The sequence below is a fragment of the Phaeobacter sp. S60 genome, from assembly GCF_000826845.1.
GTDB lineage: Bacteria > Pseudomonadota > Alphaproteobacteria > Rhodobacterales > Rhodobacteraceae > Phaeobacter > Phaeobacter piscinae.
In genome coordinates this window covers 348,018-363,335 of record NZ_JSWJ01000003.1, presented here as the reverse complement: position 1 = coordinate 363,335, position 15,318 = coordinate 348,018, and the positions used below count along the sequence as shown (strand labels likewise).

General features: G+C 60.7%; 14 protein-coding genes. 7 read left to right on the top strand and 7 right to left on the bottom strand.

Going from position 1 to position 15,318, the window contains the following annotated elements; all coding sequences use genetic code 11:
* Nucleotides 1–51: 51 nt before the first annotated feature.
* Nucleotides 52–321: an usg protein gene (locus tag OO25_RS03255; RefSeq protein WP_040169058.1), complete on the bottom strand. Its 270-nt coding sequence runs from the start codon at nt 319–321 to the stop codon at nt 52–54.
* Nucleotides 322–544: 223 nt separating this feature from the next.
* On the opposite strand from OO25_RS03255, the gene gyrA reads away from it, so the two are divergent.
* Both gyrA and OO25_RS03245 read left to right on the top strand, forming a co-directional pair.
* The gene (gene gyrA / locus OO25_RS03250; RefSeq protein WP_052465585.1) at nt 545–3,271 is read left to right on the top strand and encodes a DNA gyrase subunit A; all 2,727 of its coding nucleotides are present in this window, start codon (nt 545–547) and stop codon (nt 3,269–3,271) included.
* Between the two features lie 131 nt (nt 3,272–3,402).
* Nucleotides 3,403–3,753 carry a DUF6614 family protein gene (locus OO25_RS03245; protein WP_040169054.1) on the top strand — a complete coding sequence of 117 codons (351 nt, stop codon included), beginning with the start codon at nt 3,403–3,405 and terminating at the stop codon, nt 3,751–3,753.
* Nucleotides 3,754–3,847: 94 nt separating this feature from the next.
* Here the strand turns inward: OO25_RS03245 and OO25_RS03240 are convergent, their stop codons facing one another.
* The 3 genes from OO25_RS03240 to OO25_RS03230 all read right to left on the bottom strand — a co-directional run bounded on the left by OO25_RS03240 (nt 3,848) and on the right by OO25_RS03230 (nt 7,306).
* A complete protein-coding gene (locus OO25_RS03240) occupies nt 3,848–5,317 on the bottom strand; it encodes a carboxypeptidase M32 (RefSeq protein WP_040178444.1) in 1,470 nt (489 codons plus the stop codon).
* A gap of 2 nt (nt 5,318–5,319) precedes the next feature.
* Complete coding sequence (gene ctaA, locus OO25_RS03235) at nt 5,320–6,468, bottom strand: heme A synthase (RefSeq protein WP_040178443.1); 1,149 nt, start codon at nt 6,466–6,468, stop codon at nt 5,320–5,322.
* A gap of 91 nt (nt 6,469–6,559) precedes the next feature.
* A complete protein-coding gene (locus OO25_RS03230; RefSeq protein WP_040178442.1) occupies nt 6,560–7,306 on the bottom strand; it encodes an RNA methyltransferase in 747 nt (248 codons plus the stop codon).
* A 207-nt stretch (nt 7,307–7,513) separates the two neighbouring features.
* Between OO25_RS03230 and OO25_RS03225 the strand changes: the two genes are divergently transcribed.
* Entirely contained in the window at nt 7,514–8,149 is a 636-nt protein-coding gene (locus tag OO25_RS03225; RefSeq protein ID WP_040169046.1) for a thiamine phosphate synthase, read from the top strand.
* 72 nt (nt 8,150–8,221) lie between these two features.
* Here the strand turns inward: OO25_RS03225 and OO25_RS03220 are convergent, their stop codons facing one another.
* Nucleotides 8,222–9,430 carry a HupE/UreJ family protein gene (locus OO25_RS03220; protein ID WP_040178439.1) on the bottom strand — a complete coding sequence of 403 codons (1,209 nt, stop codon included), beginning with the start codon at nt 9,428–9,430 and terminating at the stop codon, nt 8,222–8,224.
* Between OO25_RS03220 and OO25_RS03215 the strand changes: the two genes are divergently transcribed.
* The 4 genes from OO25_RS03215 (at nt 9,429) to OO25_RS03200 (ending at nt 12,969) form a co-directional block, all read left to right on the top strand.
* A complete protein-coding gene (locus tag OO25_RS03215; protein WP_040178437.1) occupies nt 9,429–10,274 on the top strand; it encodes a DUF4198 domain-containing protein in 846 nt (281 codons plus the stop codon). The genes OO25_RS03220 and OO25_RS03215 overlap by 2 nt on opposite strands.
* Nucleotides 10,275–10,322: 48 nt before the next feature.
* Nucleotides 10,323–11,282: a PfkB family carbohydrate kinase gene (locus OO25_RS03210; protein WP_082035280.1), complete on the top strand. Its 960-nt coding sequence runs from the start codon at nt 10,323–10,325 to the stop codon at nt 11,280–11,282.
* The gene (locus OO25_RS03205) at nt 11,279–12,193 is read left to right on the top strand and encodes a pseudouridine-5'-phosphate glycosidase (protein WP_040178436.1); all 915 of its coding nucleotides are present in this window, start codon (nt 11,279–11,281) and stop codon (nt 12,191–12,193) included. Before OO25_RS03210 ends, OO25_RS03205 begins: the two co-directional genes overlap by 4 nt.
* An 83-nt stretch (nt 12,194–12,276) precedes the next feature.
* Nucleotides 12,277–12,969, top strand: coding sequence for a DUF502 domain-containing protein (locus tag OO25_RS03200; RefSeq protein WP_024097322.1), 693 nt, complete (start codon nt 12,277–12,279; stop codon nt 12,967–12,969).
* 45 nt (nt 12,970–13,014) lie between these two features.
* Here the strand turns inward: OO25_RS03200 and OO25_RS03195 are convergent, their stop codons facing one another.
* Both OO25_RS03195 and OO25_RS03190 read right to left on the bottom strand, forming a co-directional pair.
* Complete coding sequence (locus OO25_RS03195; RefSeq protein ID WP_040178434.1) at nt 13,015–14,043, bottom strand: patatin-like phospholipase family protein; 1,029 nt, start codon at nt 14,041–14,043, stop codon at nt 13,015–13,017.
* Between the two features lie 134 nt (nt 14,044–14,177).
* Nucleotides 14,178–14,951, bottom strand: a complete 774-nt coding sequence (locus tag OO25_RS03190; RefSeq protein ID WP_040178433.1) for a 3-hydroxybutyrate dehydrogenase — start codon at nt 14,949–14,951, stop codon at nt 14,178–14,180.
* Nucleotides 14,952–15,318: the final 367 nt, after the last annotated feature.

Sequence of the window (15,318 nt, the reverse complement as noted above, 5' to 3'; positions counted from 1 at the left end):
GAAGCGCCACGGATCTCACTTATAGCCCGGACTGGCCATTTAGCGGCACGATCAGTGCATATGCAGCACACCCTTCACGTTGCGCCACTCGCCGGGGCTGATCATTTTGCGATGGGTAAATCGAACCGAATGCAGCGGGCCGTCAATCTCACGGTTCCAGAATTCGATGAACTCAAACAATCGCGGATGGTCTGGCGCCAGATCATATTCCTGCCAGACGAAAGTGTTCAGAACATGGGTGTGATCCGGCATGTGATAGGTCATCTCAGCCGTGGTCAGACCGTAGCCCTTCAGCATCAATTCAGTTTCGCGTGTCTCCATTTCAGGTCTCCCTTACGGATCCCCCCAAAGTAGCTTACCACGGAAAGGGTTAATTCCGAACAAATACAGCCCATTGGCAGAAAACCTCCAACGCGGGGGCGCTCCGCCGCCCTGCTTGCTTGCGCCTTATATGCCCTGTCTGTTATGGTGCAGACACAATATATAGACCCAATAATAACAACGGGCAGCCAACGTGAACGATACGCCGGAAACTCCTGAAAACATGGACGAAAATAAACCTGAACGGCCCCAATATGACGGCCCAACGGTGTCCATCGAATCCGAGATGCGCACATCGTATCTCGACTATGCGATGTCGGTTATTGTCAGCCGCGCCATTCCTGACCTGCGTGACGGGTTGAAACCGGTTCATCGCCGGATTCTCTACGCCATGCATGAGGTCGGCAATTCGCATGACAAACCCTACCGCAAATCGGCGCGCCCGGTTGGCGATGTCATGGGTAAATACCACCCCCATGGCGACTCCGCGATTTATGACGCCTTGGTGCGGATGGCGCAGGATTTCTCCATGTCACTGCCGCTTCTCGACGGTCAGGGCAACTTTGGGTCCATGGATGGCGATAACCCAGCCGCCATGCGCTATACCGAAGTGCGGATGGACAAACCCGCCGCCTCAATCCTGGCTGACATTGAAAAAGACACGGTCGATTTTCAGGACAACTACGATGGCAAGGACCGTGAACCGACGGTTCTGCCCGCGCGGTTCCCCAACATGCTGGTCAATGGCGCTGGTGGTATCGCGGTTGGTATGGCCACCAATATCCCGCCCCACAACCTGGGCGAAGTGATTGATGCCACGCTCGCGCTGATCGAAGACCCGGATCTGACCAGTGAACAGCTGATCGACTTTGTTCCCGGCCCGGACTTTCCGACCGGCGGCGTGATGCTGGGTCGGTCCGGCGCGCGTAAGGCCTATCTGGAAGGGCGCGGCAGCGTCGTCATTCGCGCCAAGACCCGCGTTGAGGAAATTCGCAAGGACCGCTACGCCATCGTGGTCGAGGAGATCCCGTATCAGGTCAACAAGGCCGCGATGATCGAAAAGATCGCCGAACAGGTGCGCGAGAAAAAGATCGAGGGTGTCAGCCACGTTCAGGATGAATCCGATCGCAACGGCGTGCGGGTTGTTGTCGAGCTGAAACGCGATGCCACGGCTGAGGTGGTGCTGAACCAGCTCTATCGTTTCTCGCCCATGCAGACCCACTTTGGCTGCAACATGCTGGCTCTGAATGGCGGTCGGCCCGAACAGCTGACCCTGCGCCGGTTCCTTACCTCTTTCCTTGATTTCCGCGAAGACGTGATTGCGCGGCGCACCGCCTATGATCTGCGCAAGGCGCGGGAACGCAGCCATATTCTGTGCGGTTTGGCCGTCGCGGTTTCTAATGTGGACGAAGTGGTCGCAACCATCCGCGCCTCTGCGGATGCAGCCGAAGCGCGACAGAAGCTGATGACCCGGCGCTGGCCCGCGGTCGACATCGCACCTTATATCCGCCTGATTGACGATCCGACCCACACCATGAATGACGACGGCACCTATAATCTCTCCGAGATTCAGGCCCGCGCCATTCTGGAACTGCGTCTGCAACGTCTCACCCAGATTGGTGTCAAAGAAGTCACGGATGAGCTGGAAGAACTGGCTGGCAAGATCAAGGAATACCTTGAGATCCTGTCCTCGCGTGAGCGGATCCTTGGCATCATCTCGGATGAGCTGCGCGAAGTGCGTGATAATTTCGCCGTGCCCCGTCGCACCCAGATCGTCGACTGGTCCGGCGATATGGAAGATGAAGACCTGATCGAGCGCGAAGACATGGTCGTGACGATCACCAGCGGCGGCTATATCAAGCGGACCCCTCTGGCCGACTTCCGGGCGCAGAAGCGTGGCGGCAAGGGGCTGTCGGGTATGCAGACCAAGGAAGAGGATGTTGTCACCAACCTCTTTGTGGCCAATACCCATACCCAGCTGTTGTTCTTCACCACTGACGGGATGGTCTACAAGCTGAAGACCTGGCGCCTGCCGCAAGGTGGCCGCACGTCGAAGGGTAAGGCGATTGTCAACATTCTGCCGATCCCGCCGGGCGTCTCCATCGCGGCGATCATGCCGGTCGATGTGCCAGACGACGAATGGGAAAACCTACAGGTGGTCTTTGCCACCTCGGGCGGGGACGTGCGTCGCAACCGCCTGTCGGATTTCACCAATGTGCGCCGCAACGGCAAAATCGCGATGAAGCTGCCGGAGGATGGCTCGGTCAGGTTGGTCAACGCGCGCATCTGCTCCGAGGATGATGACGTGATGCTGGTGACCAATTCCGGGCGGGCAATCCGCTTCCGCTCCACCGACGTCCGCGTCTTCAACTCCCGTGAATCGACCGGGGTGCGTGGGATCCGACTGGTAAGCGATGGGGATGAGGTCGTCTCGATGTCGGTGATCCGCCACTTCAGCGCAGAACCCTGGGAGCGCAATGCCTTCATTAAACGGTTCCGCTCCGAATTTGGCGGCGAGGTTGCCGAAGACGAAAATGGTGAGGAAACCGAAGGTTCACTCTCCGAGGAGCGCTATCAGGAAATGCTGGCGGCCAATGATCTCTTGGTGACCATCAACCGCTCTGGTGTGGGCAATCTGACCTCCGCGCATGACTACCGTGTCAGCGGGCGTGGCGGTCAGGGTGTTGGTGCCATGAAAGGCGGCGCCATCGTCGCGACCTTCCCGGTCGAGCTTGAAGACCAGATCATGCTGGCAACGTCCAAAGGCCAGTCGATCCGCTGTCCGGTCAACGGCATCTCGTTCCGCTCCCGCAGCGCCGGTGGCGTACGGGTGTTCAACACGGCCAAGGGAGAAGAGGTCGTCTCGGTTGCCTGGATCGCGGAACGCGACGACGAAGATGCAGAGGTCCCGACATCTGAGGGGGCCAGCGAAGCTGCTGAGGCAACCTGATCTCACCCCTGTTATTGCGCCATGACGTCACTAAAATGCCGCCCTTCGGGGCGGCGTTTTTCGTTAATCGAAACCTAAGCAGTTTCTGTCAGCCTCCCAGCGATACACGCCATCGCCAAGGGAGGCCTGACATGAACCTCTATCACTGCTCGATCGATTTGCATCACGAGGCGAAGGCGATTGCCTTTGCCAATGCCGTGGACCAATGGATGTCCTATCTGCGTGAGCGGGATGTCATTCAGGGCTGGCGCTTGCTGCGCCGTAAACTGAACCTGGCCAGCGACAATCACCGGGATTTTCTGCTGGAAATCGAATTCGCGAATATGACCCAGCTGGATCAGGCGTTTCGGGTGCTGGGTGAAATGGACGAGAATGTCGAGCGGCTCTATGCCAATGTGAATGCGCTGATTGCCTCTGCTGACTTCGGCCTGTACCGCCCCTTCCCCGATCCTGAACGCGCCGAGCGTATGGCGCTGATCTGAACGGACCTGCGCCAGCGAGACGCGCGCGGCACCGGAACGGAAAAACCCCCGCCAGTGACTGACGGGGGCTTCGTTGATTGTGCAGCGTGTCGCTTTACAGCTCGTAAAGCGCGCCGAACTTCTCTTCCAGATAGCTGAGCAGCGGCTCCGGGCTGGGCGCCATGCCTGCGGCATGGGTGATGGTCTCAACCGGGCTGCGCAGCCCGCCATGGGTTTGCAGATTATCGCGCAGCCAGCTGGTTGCGGCGACCGTATCCCCCGCCGCCAGTTGCTTATCCAGATCCGGCACCGCCTGACGCAGCGTTTGATAGAGACAACCCGCATAGACATTGCCCAGCGAATAGGTCGGGAAATAGCCAAACAGCCCCACCGACCAATGCACGTCCTGAAGGCAACCATTGGAGGGTTTATCAACGTCATAGCCGAAATCAGCGGCGAAACGGTCATTCCAGGCCGCCTCCAGATCCTGCACCTGCAAATCACCGGACATCAGCGCGCGCTCCAGATCAAAGCGCATCATCACATGCAGGTTATACTGCAACTCATCGGCCTCAGTCCGGATGTAGCCGTTGTGAACCGCGTTCACGGCCGCATAGAACGCATCGGCATCTGCAATGCCAAAGTCACCGAACTGCGGCACCATTTGATCAAACAACCAGCCGGTAAAGGCACGGCTGCGGCCCAGTTGGTTCTCATAGCTCCGGCTTTGGCTTTCATGCACACCCATGGAAACACCACGCCCCAGTGGGGTCAGCAGATAGGCCTGATCAATGTTCTGCTCATAGGCAGCGTGGCCGACCTCGTGAATGGTGGAGTAGAAACAATTGAAGGGATCATCGTCGCTGGTCCGCGTGGTCACACGCACATCCAGACCGCTTCCGGAACAGAAAGGATGCACTGCCTTGTCGACCCGACCATGGCGCATCTGGTAGCCGAAGGTCTCCGCCAGCGTCGTGGTCAACGCCATCTGCTTGTCGGCATCGAAATGCCCGCTGACGCCCTTCGGCGCGGGTTTGTCCAAAACGCGCGCCCGCAGATCAACCAGACGCGGGCGCATGGCATCAAACAGAGCTGCAATCTCGGCAGCGGTGGTGCCATGTTCATAGTCAGCGATCATCGCGTCATAGACATCGCCCCCGGCAGCCAAGGCCTGCCCCTCTTCGCGTTTCAGTGCGACCACTTCCTCCAGCACCGGCAGGAAGGCTGCGACGTCCTCAGCCGCCCGAGCGGCGGCCCATTTTCCCTGTGCCTCGGAGGTGACGCGGGCGATGCGTTTCGCCAGATCGCCAGGCACCTTGACGGCACGCTCATGACTGCGACGGATCTCGCGCAGCTGCGCCGCACCCACCTCATCCGGGGCCTCAGCCCGTGCCAGCCAGTCAGCGACCTGCGGATCGGAGCGCCGGGCATGTAGAACCGCCTCAATCGCGGCCATTTCTTCGCCCCGCTGGGGGGCGGCACCGCGGGGCATCATGGTCTCCTGATCCCAGCCCAATCGGCCCGCAATCTGGCCAAGCGCCTGGGTGTCCCGCTCATAGGCCATCAAGTCGTCAAATGCGCTCATTCTCAGTGATCCTTAATCGAAGTTGCAATGGGATAACCCGACAGATACCGCGCCCTGAGGATCAGGACCCAGAGGCAGACAGCCATCAGCTGATGCAGGATCGCGATCTGCCAGGGCGCCGCATAGAGCACGGTGACAATACCGAGGACCATTTGCAACAACAGCGCGGCAAAGACCGCGTTAAAGGCAAAGCGCGTGCGCAGGTGGGCGCTGTTGCGCCCGCGCAACCATACCACCACGCCAAAGGCCAACAGGAGATAACCGCTGATCCGGTGAATGAACTGCACAAGGCCTGGGTTTTCAAAGAAATTGGTCCAGAGCGGCTGCAGCATAAACGGCTCAGGCGGCAGGATCTGCCCGCCCATCAAGGGCCAGTCGGTGTAGGACCGCCCCGCGTCGATGCCCGCAACCAGCGCGCCAAGGATGATCTGCAAAAAGCTGAAGTGCAGCAGGCCGGTTGCGAGACCAAACAGCTTGGTCTCCTTGGCCCGGCGCGCCTGCATCAGATCGCGCTCTTCGCGCCCCAGTAGAAACATATACCAAGCGATGAAGCCCAGAATGACAAAGGCCAACCCCAGATGCGTCGCCAAGCGGTAAGACGCGACCGAGGTCATGCCCTCGCCCTGCGTTACACCGGAGGCCACCATCCACCATCCGATCGCGCCCTGAACAGCGCCCAGAAGGCCGGGCAGTGCCAGCCGTCCGGCCCAACCAACCGGGATCTGCCGTGTAACCGCAAAGCCAAGGAACCCCAGCGCCCAGACCAGGCCAATCACCCGGCCCAACTGGCGATGGCCCCATTCCCACCAATAGATTTCTTTGAAATCCGCCAGCTGCATCCATTGGTTCTCAATGCGCCACTGATCGATTTCCTTGTATTTGTCGAATTCCGCCTGCCAGTCTGCCTCGCTCAGCGGTGGCATGGCACCGGTCACAGGCCGCCATTCGGTGATCGACAGCCCACTGTCGGTCAGCCGGGTCAACCCGCCGACAACAATCATCGTCACCACCAGCGCAAACAGCACTGCCAGCCACGCCCGAATTGCGCCTCTTGCGCCGCGGCGGGTGCGATCAATACCGCCGGGTGTCGCCTGTCGGCGTTCTTGCGGCTCGTTGCCAGAGACCTCTTCGAAAATGCTGCGCTTGCTCATGCTTGCCTCTTCCAATTTCCCGTCAAGCTAGGCCGCATGTTCGGCCCCGTCCAGTGGGCGACTGTGGTGCAAATTCGCCCGAAGTCGCGTCTCAGTCGCGTTTTTCTTTCCAGCGGACCATCTGTCGCATGACACCATGCAGCATCTGAACGTCTGCACGGGTCAGCGGCATCCGGCTGAACATGTTGCGGAACACTGTTTTCATGCTGGGCGCCTTATCCGGCGGAAAGAAGAACCCGGCCTCATCCAACCGGTCCTCATAGTGGTTAACCAGCGCATCAACATCCGCGTGGCTGGCCCAGTCGGATTTGCCAAGATCGGTCACGACGGGCGCGACCTCAGCCATCTGACGCCGCCATTCATAGGCCGTCAGCAATACGCATTGGCCAAGGTTGAGCGACGCAAACTCGGGATTCACGGGGACCGAGATAATAGCGTTTGCGCGGGCGATGTCCTCATTCTCCAGACCTGCTCGTTCAGGGCCGAACATCACCGCCACTTTTTCCCCTGTCGCAATTTTCTCTGCGGCCAGTTTCATCGCGGCTTCCGGGCTGTAAACAGGTTTCGTCAGCTCGCGCGGGCGCGCGGTGGTGGCAAAGACGAAATCGTAATCCTCTAGGGCGCCTGCCAGTTCCTCTGCCAGCCGCGCCTCATCCAGCAACCGCCCCGCGCCTGAGGCCATAGCAACGGCCTTGGGGTTGGGCCAGCCATCGCGCGGCGCCACGATGCGCATCCGGTCCAGCCCAAAGTTCCACATCGCGCGGGCGGCGGCGCCGATATTCTCGCCCATCTGCGGGCGCACGAGGACAAAAGCGGGTTGAGGGGTGTCGCTGGGCATCCGTTTCTCCAAAAAAGCTGCACTGCTGTAGTCGGCACAGGCGTGATGGGCAAGGCCGCGCGGGGCGACTTCTGCGGGAAACCCGCTATATTCCTGATATATCAGCGCTGCATCACACGGAAATATCCCACTTGGGATGTCGCCAAATCCTTGCGTCCAGTGGCAGATGCGCTAAACACCGACAACCACTGAACAGGAGCCCTCCCCATGGACAGCCCCGCTGACGCCCCCGAAACGCCGCAGATCTATCTGACGACGCCCCCCAGTTTTGAGCTTGGTCGCTTTCCCGACCAACTGGCGCGGGTGTTGGATTCGGTGGACATTGCCTGCGTCCGTCTTGAGCTGGCCAGCCGCGATGAGGATACGCTGAGCCGGGCGGGTGATGCCCTGCGCGCTGTGGCCCATGCCCGCGATGTGGCCATCGTGATTGCCGACCATCAGATCCTGGCAGAGCGTCTGGGCCTTGACGGGGTGCATCTGTCGGACGCCGCCCGTCCCATTCGCGCGGCACGCAAGGCGCTTGGCGCCGACGCGATTGTTGGCAGTTTCTGCGCGGCGTCACGCCACGATGGTCTGACCGCCGCCGAAGCCGGTGCCGATTATGTCAGTTTCGGCCCGGTTGGGACCTCCGGTCTGGGCGATGGCAATCAGGCCCAGAAAGAGCTCTTTGAGTGGTGGTCCCAGATGATCGAAGTGCCCGTGGTGGCAGAGGGCGGCCTCACACCTGAGCTGGTCCGCGATCTGACGCCTTATACGGATTTCTTCGGCATCGGAGATGAGATCTGGCGCGAAGAGGATCCGCTCATGAGCCTGCGCAGCTTGCTGGCGGCGATGGAGGGCTAAAAAAGGCCCACACCGGTCGCATGTCGCTAAAGACACGACCAAGACAGCACATCTGACCGGCGTCCCGTCCGGTCAGAGGAAGAGCCGCTCCACGCACCAGTAGCCACCGATCAGCGCAATGGTGAAACTGGCCGGGATGGCGACCCGGCCCCGATATTTCGGATGCCGCCAGAACCAGAACCCGAGGAGCGCATAAGCCGCCCCCACAACGGTCAGCTGCCCCAGTTCGACGCCAACATTGAAGCCCAGCAACGCAGGCAGGAACTGCGCATCCGGCAGGCCAAACTCGCCCAACACCGAGGCGAACCCCAGCCCGTGCAGCAACCCGAAGCCAAAGATCACCAGCGTTCGCCAGCTGTGCAGTTTCCGGGCAAAGATGTTCTCCACCGCGACGAATACAATTGATCCGGCAATCAGAGGTTCCACAATGGCAGGATTGATCTGCACCAACCCCAGAGCGCCAAGCGCCAGGGTGATGGTATGTGCCACCGTGAAGGCGCTGATCTGCCAGATCAGAGGCCGCAGCCGGGTGCTGAAGAAGAATAAGCCCAGCACAAACAGGATATGATCCAGCCCCTTTGGCAGGATATGGGTGTACCCCACGGGGATATAGTCGATAAACGCCTCACTCGGCGTCTGCGCCAGCCCGCCAGACAGGGGAATGGTCGGGGTGGTTTCCCCGCCCTGCAGATAGCCGGTGTAGGGACCTTCGACACCGTTTTGGCGCAGAACCACACCGCCCGACCCTTTTGGCCAGCCCAGTTTCAGCCCCCGCGCGCCGTCCGGGATTTCGCCCGAAAGCCGCAGCAAGGTACTGCGCGGCAGGGCCATGTCCCCCGGCTCCGGGATCTCAATCGCGGTTACCTCCATCGCGATAGCGCCGCGTGCCTCCACCTGAAGGCTCTGCAACCAATCTTCGGCAAAAAGCTGCACCATCGGCGCCAGCTCATCCGGGCCGAGCGCGCGCAGGTCGTCATAGTCCTGCGCCTGATCAGCCGTGTCAGTATCGGACATGCCATCCAGATCAATACCCGCCACAAATGCCTCGGCGTTGATCCGCAGATCCATGGCCAGCTGATCACCGGAAATCTCAAAATCCGCAATCGTCGGCGTGACTTCATGGGCGAAACCGCTAGAGTGTGAGACGCTCCAGAAGAGCAGGACCAGCAGCAGACGCCTCAGGTGATGCCGCCAGCGGATCAGCCCTCTGCGCGGCATCTGCGCCGCGCTCTGCCAATGTCTGTAACCCACCGTCCCAGCCAGAGGTCTCATCTGCGCCATGCGTTTTGCCCGCCCTGTTGCTTTTATCCTGCTCGCGCTTGCCGCAAACACCGTCGGTCGCGCTGCCCTTGCCCACGAGTTTTGGATTGCGCCAGAAAAATATCAAGTAAAATTAGGCGCCTCGGTTCAGGCAGATCTGCGCAACGGGCAAGTGTTCAGCGGTGCGCGGCTGCCATATTTCGACCGAAACATCGCCCGCTTCGAGATCTGGGATCAGGCGGAGGCCCGCCCCTATAGCGGACGCATGGGCGACCTGCCTGCGCTTCAGCTGGAGCCGCCTGCAGAGGGGCTGCTGGTGGTGGCTCACGAGACCACACCGGACGATCTGACCTATGACAGCTGGGAGGATTTCGCAAAATTCGCGGCCCATAAGGACTTCACGGATATCGAGCAGCGCCACAGCGCCCGCAACCTGCCCCGCACAGGGTTTGCCGAGCGCTACACCCGCCACGCAAAATCACTGATCGCTGTTGGCAGTGGTGCGGGATCGGACCGCGCGATTGGCCTGCTCATTGAATTTGTCGCGTTGGCCAACCCCTACAGCGATGATCTGAGCGCCGGCCTGCCTGTCGAACTGCGGTTTCAGGACCGCCCACGCAGCCACGCTCAGGTTGAGGTCTTCGAACGAGCGCCGGATGACACTGTGTCGATCACATTGATCCGCACTGATGCAGATGGCCGCGCCGTGGTGTCTGTGAAATCAGGCCACGTCTATCTCCTGGATGCCGTGGTGCTGCGCCCATTGGATCCTGAGGCCACATCCGGGCATGATAGCGCGACCACAGGCAAGCCCGCGCCGGTCTGGCAGACGCACTGGGCTGCCCTGACTTTCGCCATTCTCTAGGTCTGTTGCCGCTTGCGGGGGGCGAAAAAACGCGGCAATACGGGATTTATGACACAGCCTCCGCATGTTCCCGCCTCGCATCAATCTGACGCCACGCCCCCATCCGGCGGCACTGCCTCGGCGCAGCCCGATATCCTCTGTATCGGATCAGTGCTCTGGGACATCATTGGACGGTGCACCGCGGAAATGCAGCGCGGGTCGGATATGCCGGGGCGGATCACCCGCCTGCCCGGCGGTGTTGCGATGAACATTGCGATGACCTTGGCCCGTTTTGGCCTGCGCCCGGCCCTCCTGAGCGCGATCGGTCGCGATCCTGAAGGGGATGAACTGGTCCATGCCTGCGCCCATCTTGGCCTGATCACGGACCACCTCTACCGCTCTGAGGATCTGCCCACCGATCGCTATATGGCAGTCGAGGGTGCCAATGGTCTGATTGCCGCCATCGCAGACGCCCATTCGCTGGAAGCCGCAGGTGCGAAGATCCTGCGCCCGCTGATTGATGGTGCCCTTGGCAGCGAGGATGCACCATACAGCGGCCCGGTGGCGCTGGACGGCAATCTGACCTTGTCGCTGCTGGATGATATCACCGCCAACCCGGCCTTTGCGAAAGCAGACCTGCGCGTCGCCCCTGCCTCACCCGGCAAGGCGGAGCGTCTGCGCCCGTTCCTGCTGCGCAGCTGTGGCACACTTTATGTGAACCTTGAGGAAGCGGGCCTGCTCTGTCAGGACGAATTCACCGACAGCCCCACCGCCGCTCGCGCCATGCTGGATCGCGGCGCCGCGCGGGTACTGGTCACCGATGGCGGCAGCACCGCCACCGAAGCGGACCACAATGGGCTGATCACCCAGGCCCCGCCGCGCGTGACCGTCGCGCGCGTGACGGGCGCTGGCGATACCTTCATGGCTGCACATATCGCAGCCGAGGCCCGCGGCGAAGACCGCGAAACCTCCCTTGCATCGGCGCTGAAGGCCGCTGCAACCTATGTTTCAGGAGAACCCCCCCTTTGATCAACATGACATTTTCCGCCGAAGTCGCAGCAGCCCGCGCCTCCGGCCAGGCCATCGTTGCGCTTGAAAGCACCATCATCACCCACGGGATGCCCTATCCCCAGAACGTAGAGGTGGCCGCACAGGTCGAGGATGATATCCGCGCCGCGGGTGCCGTTCCGGCCACCATGGCCGTAATCGACGGCGTGCTGCACATCGGGCTTGAGGCGGACCAACTGCAGGCGCTTGGCCAGGCCAAGAATGTCGCGAAGATTTCGCGTGCGGATATGCCCGCCTGTATCGCCACCGGCGGCACTGGCGCCACCACCGTTGCGGCGACCATGATCGCGGCCCGGCTGGCCGGGATCAGTGTTTTTGCCACTGGCGGCATCGGCGGCGTCCATAAGGGCGCAGAAACCAGCTTCGACATTTCTGCCGACCTTATGGAACTGGCGCAAACCCCGGTTACCGTGGTGGCCGCAGGCGCCAAGGCGATCCTAGATATTCCCAAAACGCTTGAGGTGCTGGAAACCCAAGGTGTGCCGGTCATCGCCTATGGGCAGGACAGCATTCCGGCGTTCTGGTCGGCGACCTCTGACTTGGCTGCCCCCCTGCGCATGGACAGCGCCGCAGAGATCGCCCGCGCCCATGCCACCCGTCAGGCTATGGAGCTGCCCGGCGGACAGCTGATCGCCAACCCGATCCCGGCAGGCGACCAGATCGCTGCCGAAGATCTGGCACCGGTTCTGGCGCAGGCCCAGTCCGAGGCGGATGCGCAAGGCGTCGCCGGCAAGGCGGTAACCCCCTTCCTGCTGCAACGCATCTTTGAGCTGACCGAGGGCCGGTCACTGACCGCCAATATTGCGCTTGTGCGCAACAATGCCCGGCTGGCCGCTGAAATCGCCAAGGAATTGGTCAACTTGAAGCAATAAAGGCTCTTTCTGCGCAGCTGCCCATTGCGGTTGCGCAGATCCCTGCCTAGCTTCCTTACGTTCCTCACCGGTGAAACGCACAGATGACCACGCCTTTTGACGACGAAAACACGCCCCGCCGCCCCGGCCTTTTTGCCCGGCTGCGGTCGTCCTTCTTTACCGGCATCGTGGTCATTGCACCGGTCGGGCTGACCATCTGGCTGTTGTGGACGGTGATGGGCTGGATTGACGGTGTGGTGCTGCCGCTGGTGCCGCATACCGTACGGCCCGAGCAATATATCGGGATCAACCTGCGTGGCGTCGGCCTGATCATCTTCCTGCTGTTCACAATTGTGGTGGGCTGGATCGCCAAGGGCATCATCGGCCGTTCACTCATCGGTTTTGCCGAAAGCCTGGTGGACCGCATGCCGGTGGTGCGCTCGATCTATTCGGGGATCAAACAGATCTCGGAAACCGTGTTTGCCCAGACCGAACGCAGCTTTGACACCGCCTGCCTGATCCAGTATCCGCGCCGTGGCATCTGGGCAATCGGCTTTGTCTCCACCACCGCCAAAGGTGAGGTGGCAGCGCGGGCCGAGACGGGTGGCAACCTCCTGTCGATTTTTGTGCCGACCACACCAAACCCGACATCAGGCTTTCTGCTGTTCTTTCCTGAGGAAGATGTGATCCCGCTGGACATGACTGTGGAAGAGGCTGCCAAACTGGTGATCTCCGCCGGACTTGTCTATCCCAACGCCAAGGACCCGACAAAACCTGCCGAGCTCGTTTCAGACTGAATTCCGGCGCCCTATCGGGGGCACCATCAGGCCGGGGTTCTGCGCTCAGCCAAACATCTCCGCCAGATCCACCGTTGACCGGAGGCCGATGGCGTCGCTGTCCTGCTCCAGAAACTGCTCCGCAGCTGCACGTCCGGCGGCTTTCAGCTTCGCCAGAATCTGTGGGATCGGGATCAGCTTGGTATTGACGGACAGCTCCCGCATCAGATCATCATCGGCGATCATATGCACCAACACCCGTTTCATCTCTCCCGCCTCCAGCTGCCCCTCCGCCAGCAATCGCTGAACGAAGGAAATCGCCCGCAGCTCTCGCAACAGAGATGAGTTGAAGCTGATTTCATTCACCCGGTTCTGGATCTGCTGCGGCGTGCGCGGCAGCTCATCGCGTTCCAGCGGGTTGATGCTGACAATCACCACGTCCGATGGCAATTCAGGCCGGTAAAGCGGAAACAGCGCCGGATTGCCGGTATAACCGCCATCCCAATAGGGCTCCAACCGTCCGGTCTTCGGGTCTTCAATCTCAATCGCCTGAAACAGGTTCGGCAGACAGGCTGAGGCCAGGATCGCGTCGGTCGTGACCTCCTCACCGGAAAACACCCGCACCTTGCCACTGCGTACCGATGTGGCGCAGATGAACAGCTGTGGCCCCTGATCTGCGCAAACCTCGGCAAAGTTGAAACCCTCCACCACGGGTCTGAGCGGATTGCGATAGAACGGCCCATAGCTATAGGGCGACAGGATCTGGCCCATGGCCTCACGCGGGGAAAACGGCGCGATCCAGTCCAATGCGCCCAGCAGCGGTGCTGCATCAAGCCCAGCCAGCCAATGGGCAAACCGCATGTCACCCACCGCCCCCATCCGGTGCCAGAGATGATCAAGACAGGCCCGCGCCCCTGCACGCCCTCCCTGAACCAGCCCGGATTTCAACGCCGCCCCGTTCAGGGCACCGGCAGAGGTCCCGGTGATCGCGGCGATCTCCAGATTCTCACACTCCAAGAGCCGGTCCAGAACACCCCAGGTAAACGCCCCATGCGCGCCGCCGCCCTGCAGGGCCAGATTGATCCGCTTTGTCACACTCTATCTCCTGACCGGCGGCGCAGATCGGGGCCTGCGCATTTCGCTTTTCACCTTTCCCAAAATACTCCGGGGGTGAATTGCCCCTGATGGGGCAAAAGGGGGCTGGCGCCCTCTCCACGTCTGCATCGCGACTACAGCGCGGTCCAGCCACCATCGACGCTCAGGGTGGTGCCTGTCATCTGCGCCGCCGCATCGGAACAGAGAAACACTGCCGTGCCGCCCAATTGTTCGACCGTTGCAAACTCGCGCGAGGGCTGGCGCTCCAGCATCACCTTCTTGATCACCTCTTCCCGGCCCATATTATATTTCTCCATCGTGTCGGGGATCTGCGCCTCCACCAGCGGGGTCAGCACATAGCCCGGACAGATGGCGTTTGCGGTGATCGGTTCCTCTGCGGTTTCCAGCGCCAGCGTCTTGGTCAGACCGACCACGCCATGTTTGGCGGCGACATAAGCCGACTTGTAGGGTGACGCCGTCAAACCATGCGCCGAGGCGATATTAACCACCCGGCCCCACCCTGCATTGCGCATCATCGGCAGGGCCGCGGCGGCGGTGTGAAAGGCCGACGACAGGTTGATGGCAAGGATGGCATTCCACTTGTCGACGGGAAATTCATCGACTGGCGCCACATGCTGAATACCCGCATTATTGATCAGTATATCGCAGCGGCCGGATTTGGTGATCAGGGCCCGACAGGCTTCCGCATCGGACATATCGGCCTGTATATAGCGTGCCTCAACACCGAATTCGGCGGCGATTTCGGCGGCCAGCGCATGGTCCTCGTCCCGGTCGGTGAACGAATTCAGAACCACATCTGCCCCGGCGCGCGCCATCTCCCGCGCAACCCCAAGACCGATCCCAGAATTCGATCCGGTAATCACCGCACATTTGCCGCTCAACGTCATCTTGCTCTTCCCTTCCCGTGCAAAACCTGATTGGTGCAACTGTGGCATGCTGCACCTGCAAAGGAAACGGCAATCACTGCGTGAAAGTTGCAAGAAACCGGTCAGAAAAATGCGCGTCCAGCAACCGGTGAGGCAGATCAGATGACAGCCGGATCCGCCCTCTGCGGTGTAACAGGCTGATGCAATTGGAAACCGCTAAGCCAAAAAAAACGCCCGCACGAAGCGGGCGTTAAGTTATTGAGGCAGGTTTCATACAGGCAAGAAACCTATCGAGCAGTGAGACCTTTATAAGCAATTTCCCCCGCTCATCCAAGCTAAAAGTTTGAATTGACCTGACAGCGCCGTTAGCGTTGGTGTTCATGAAAAT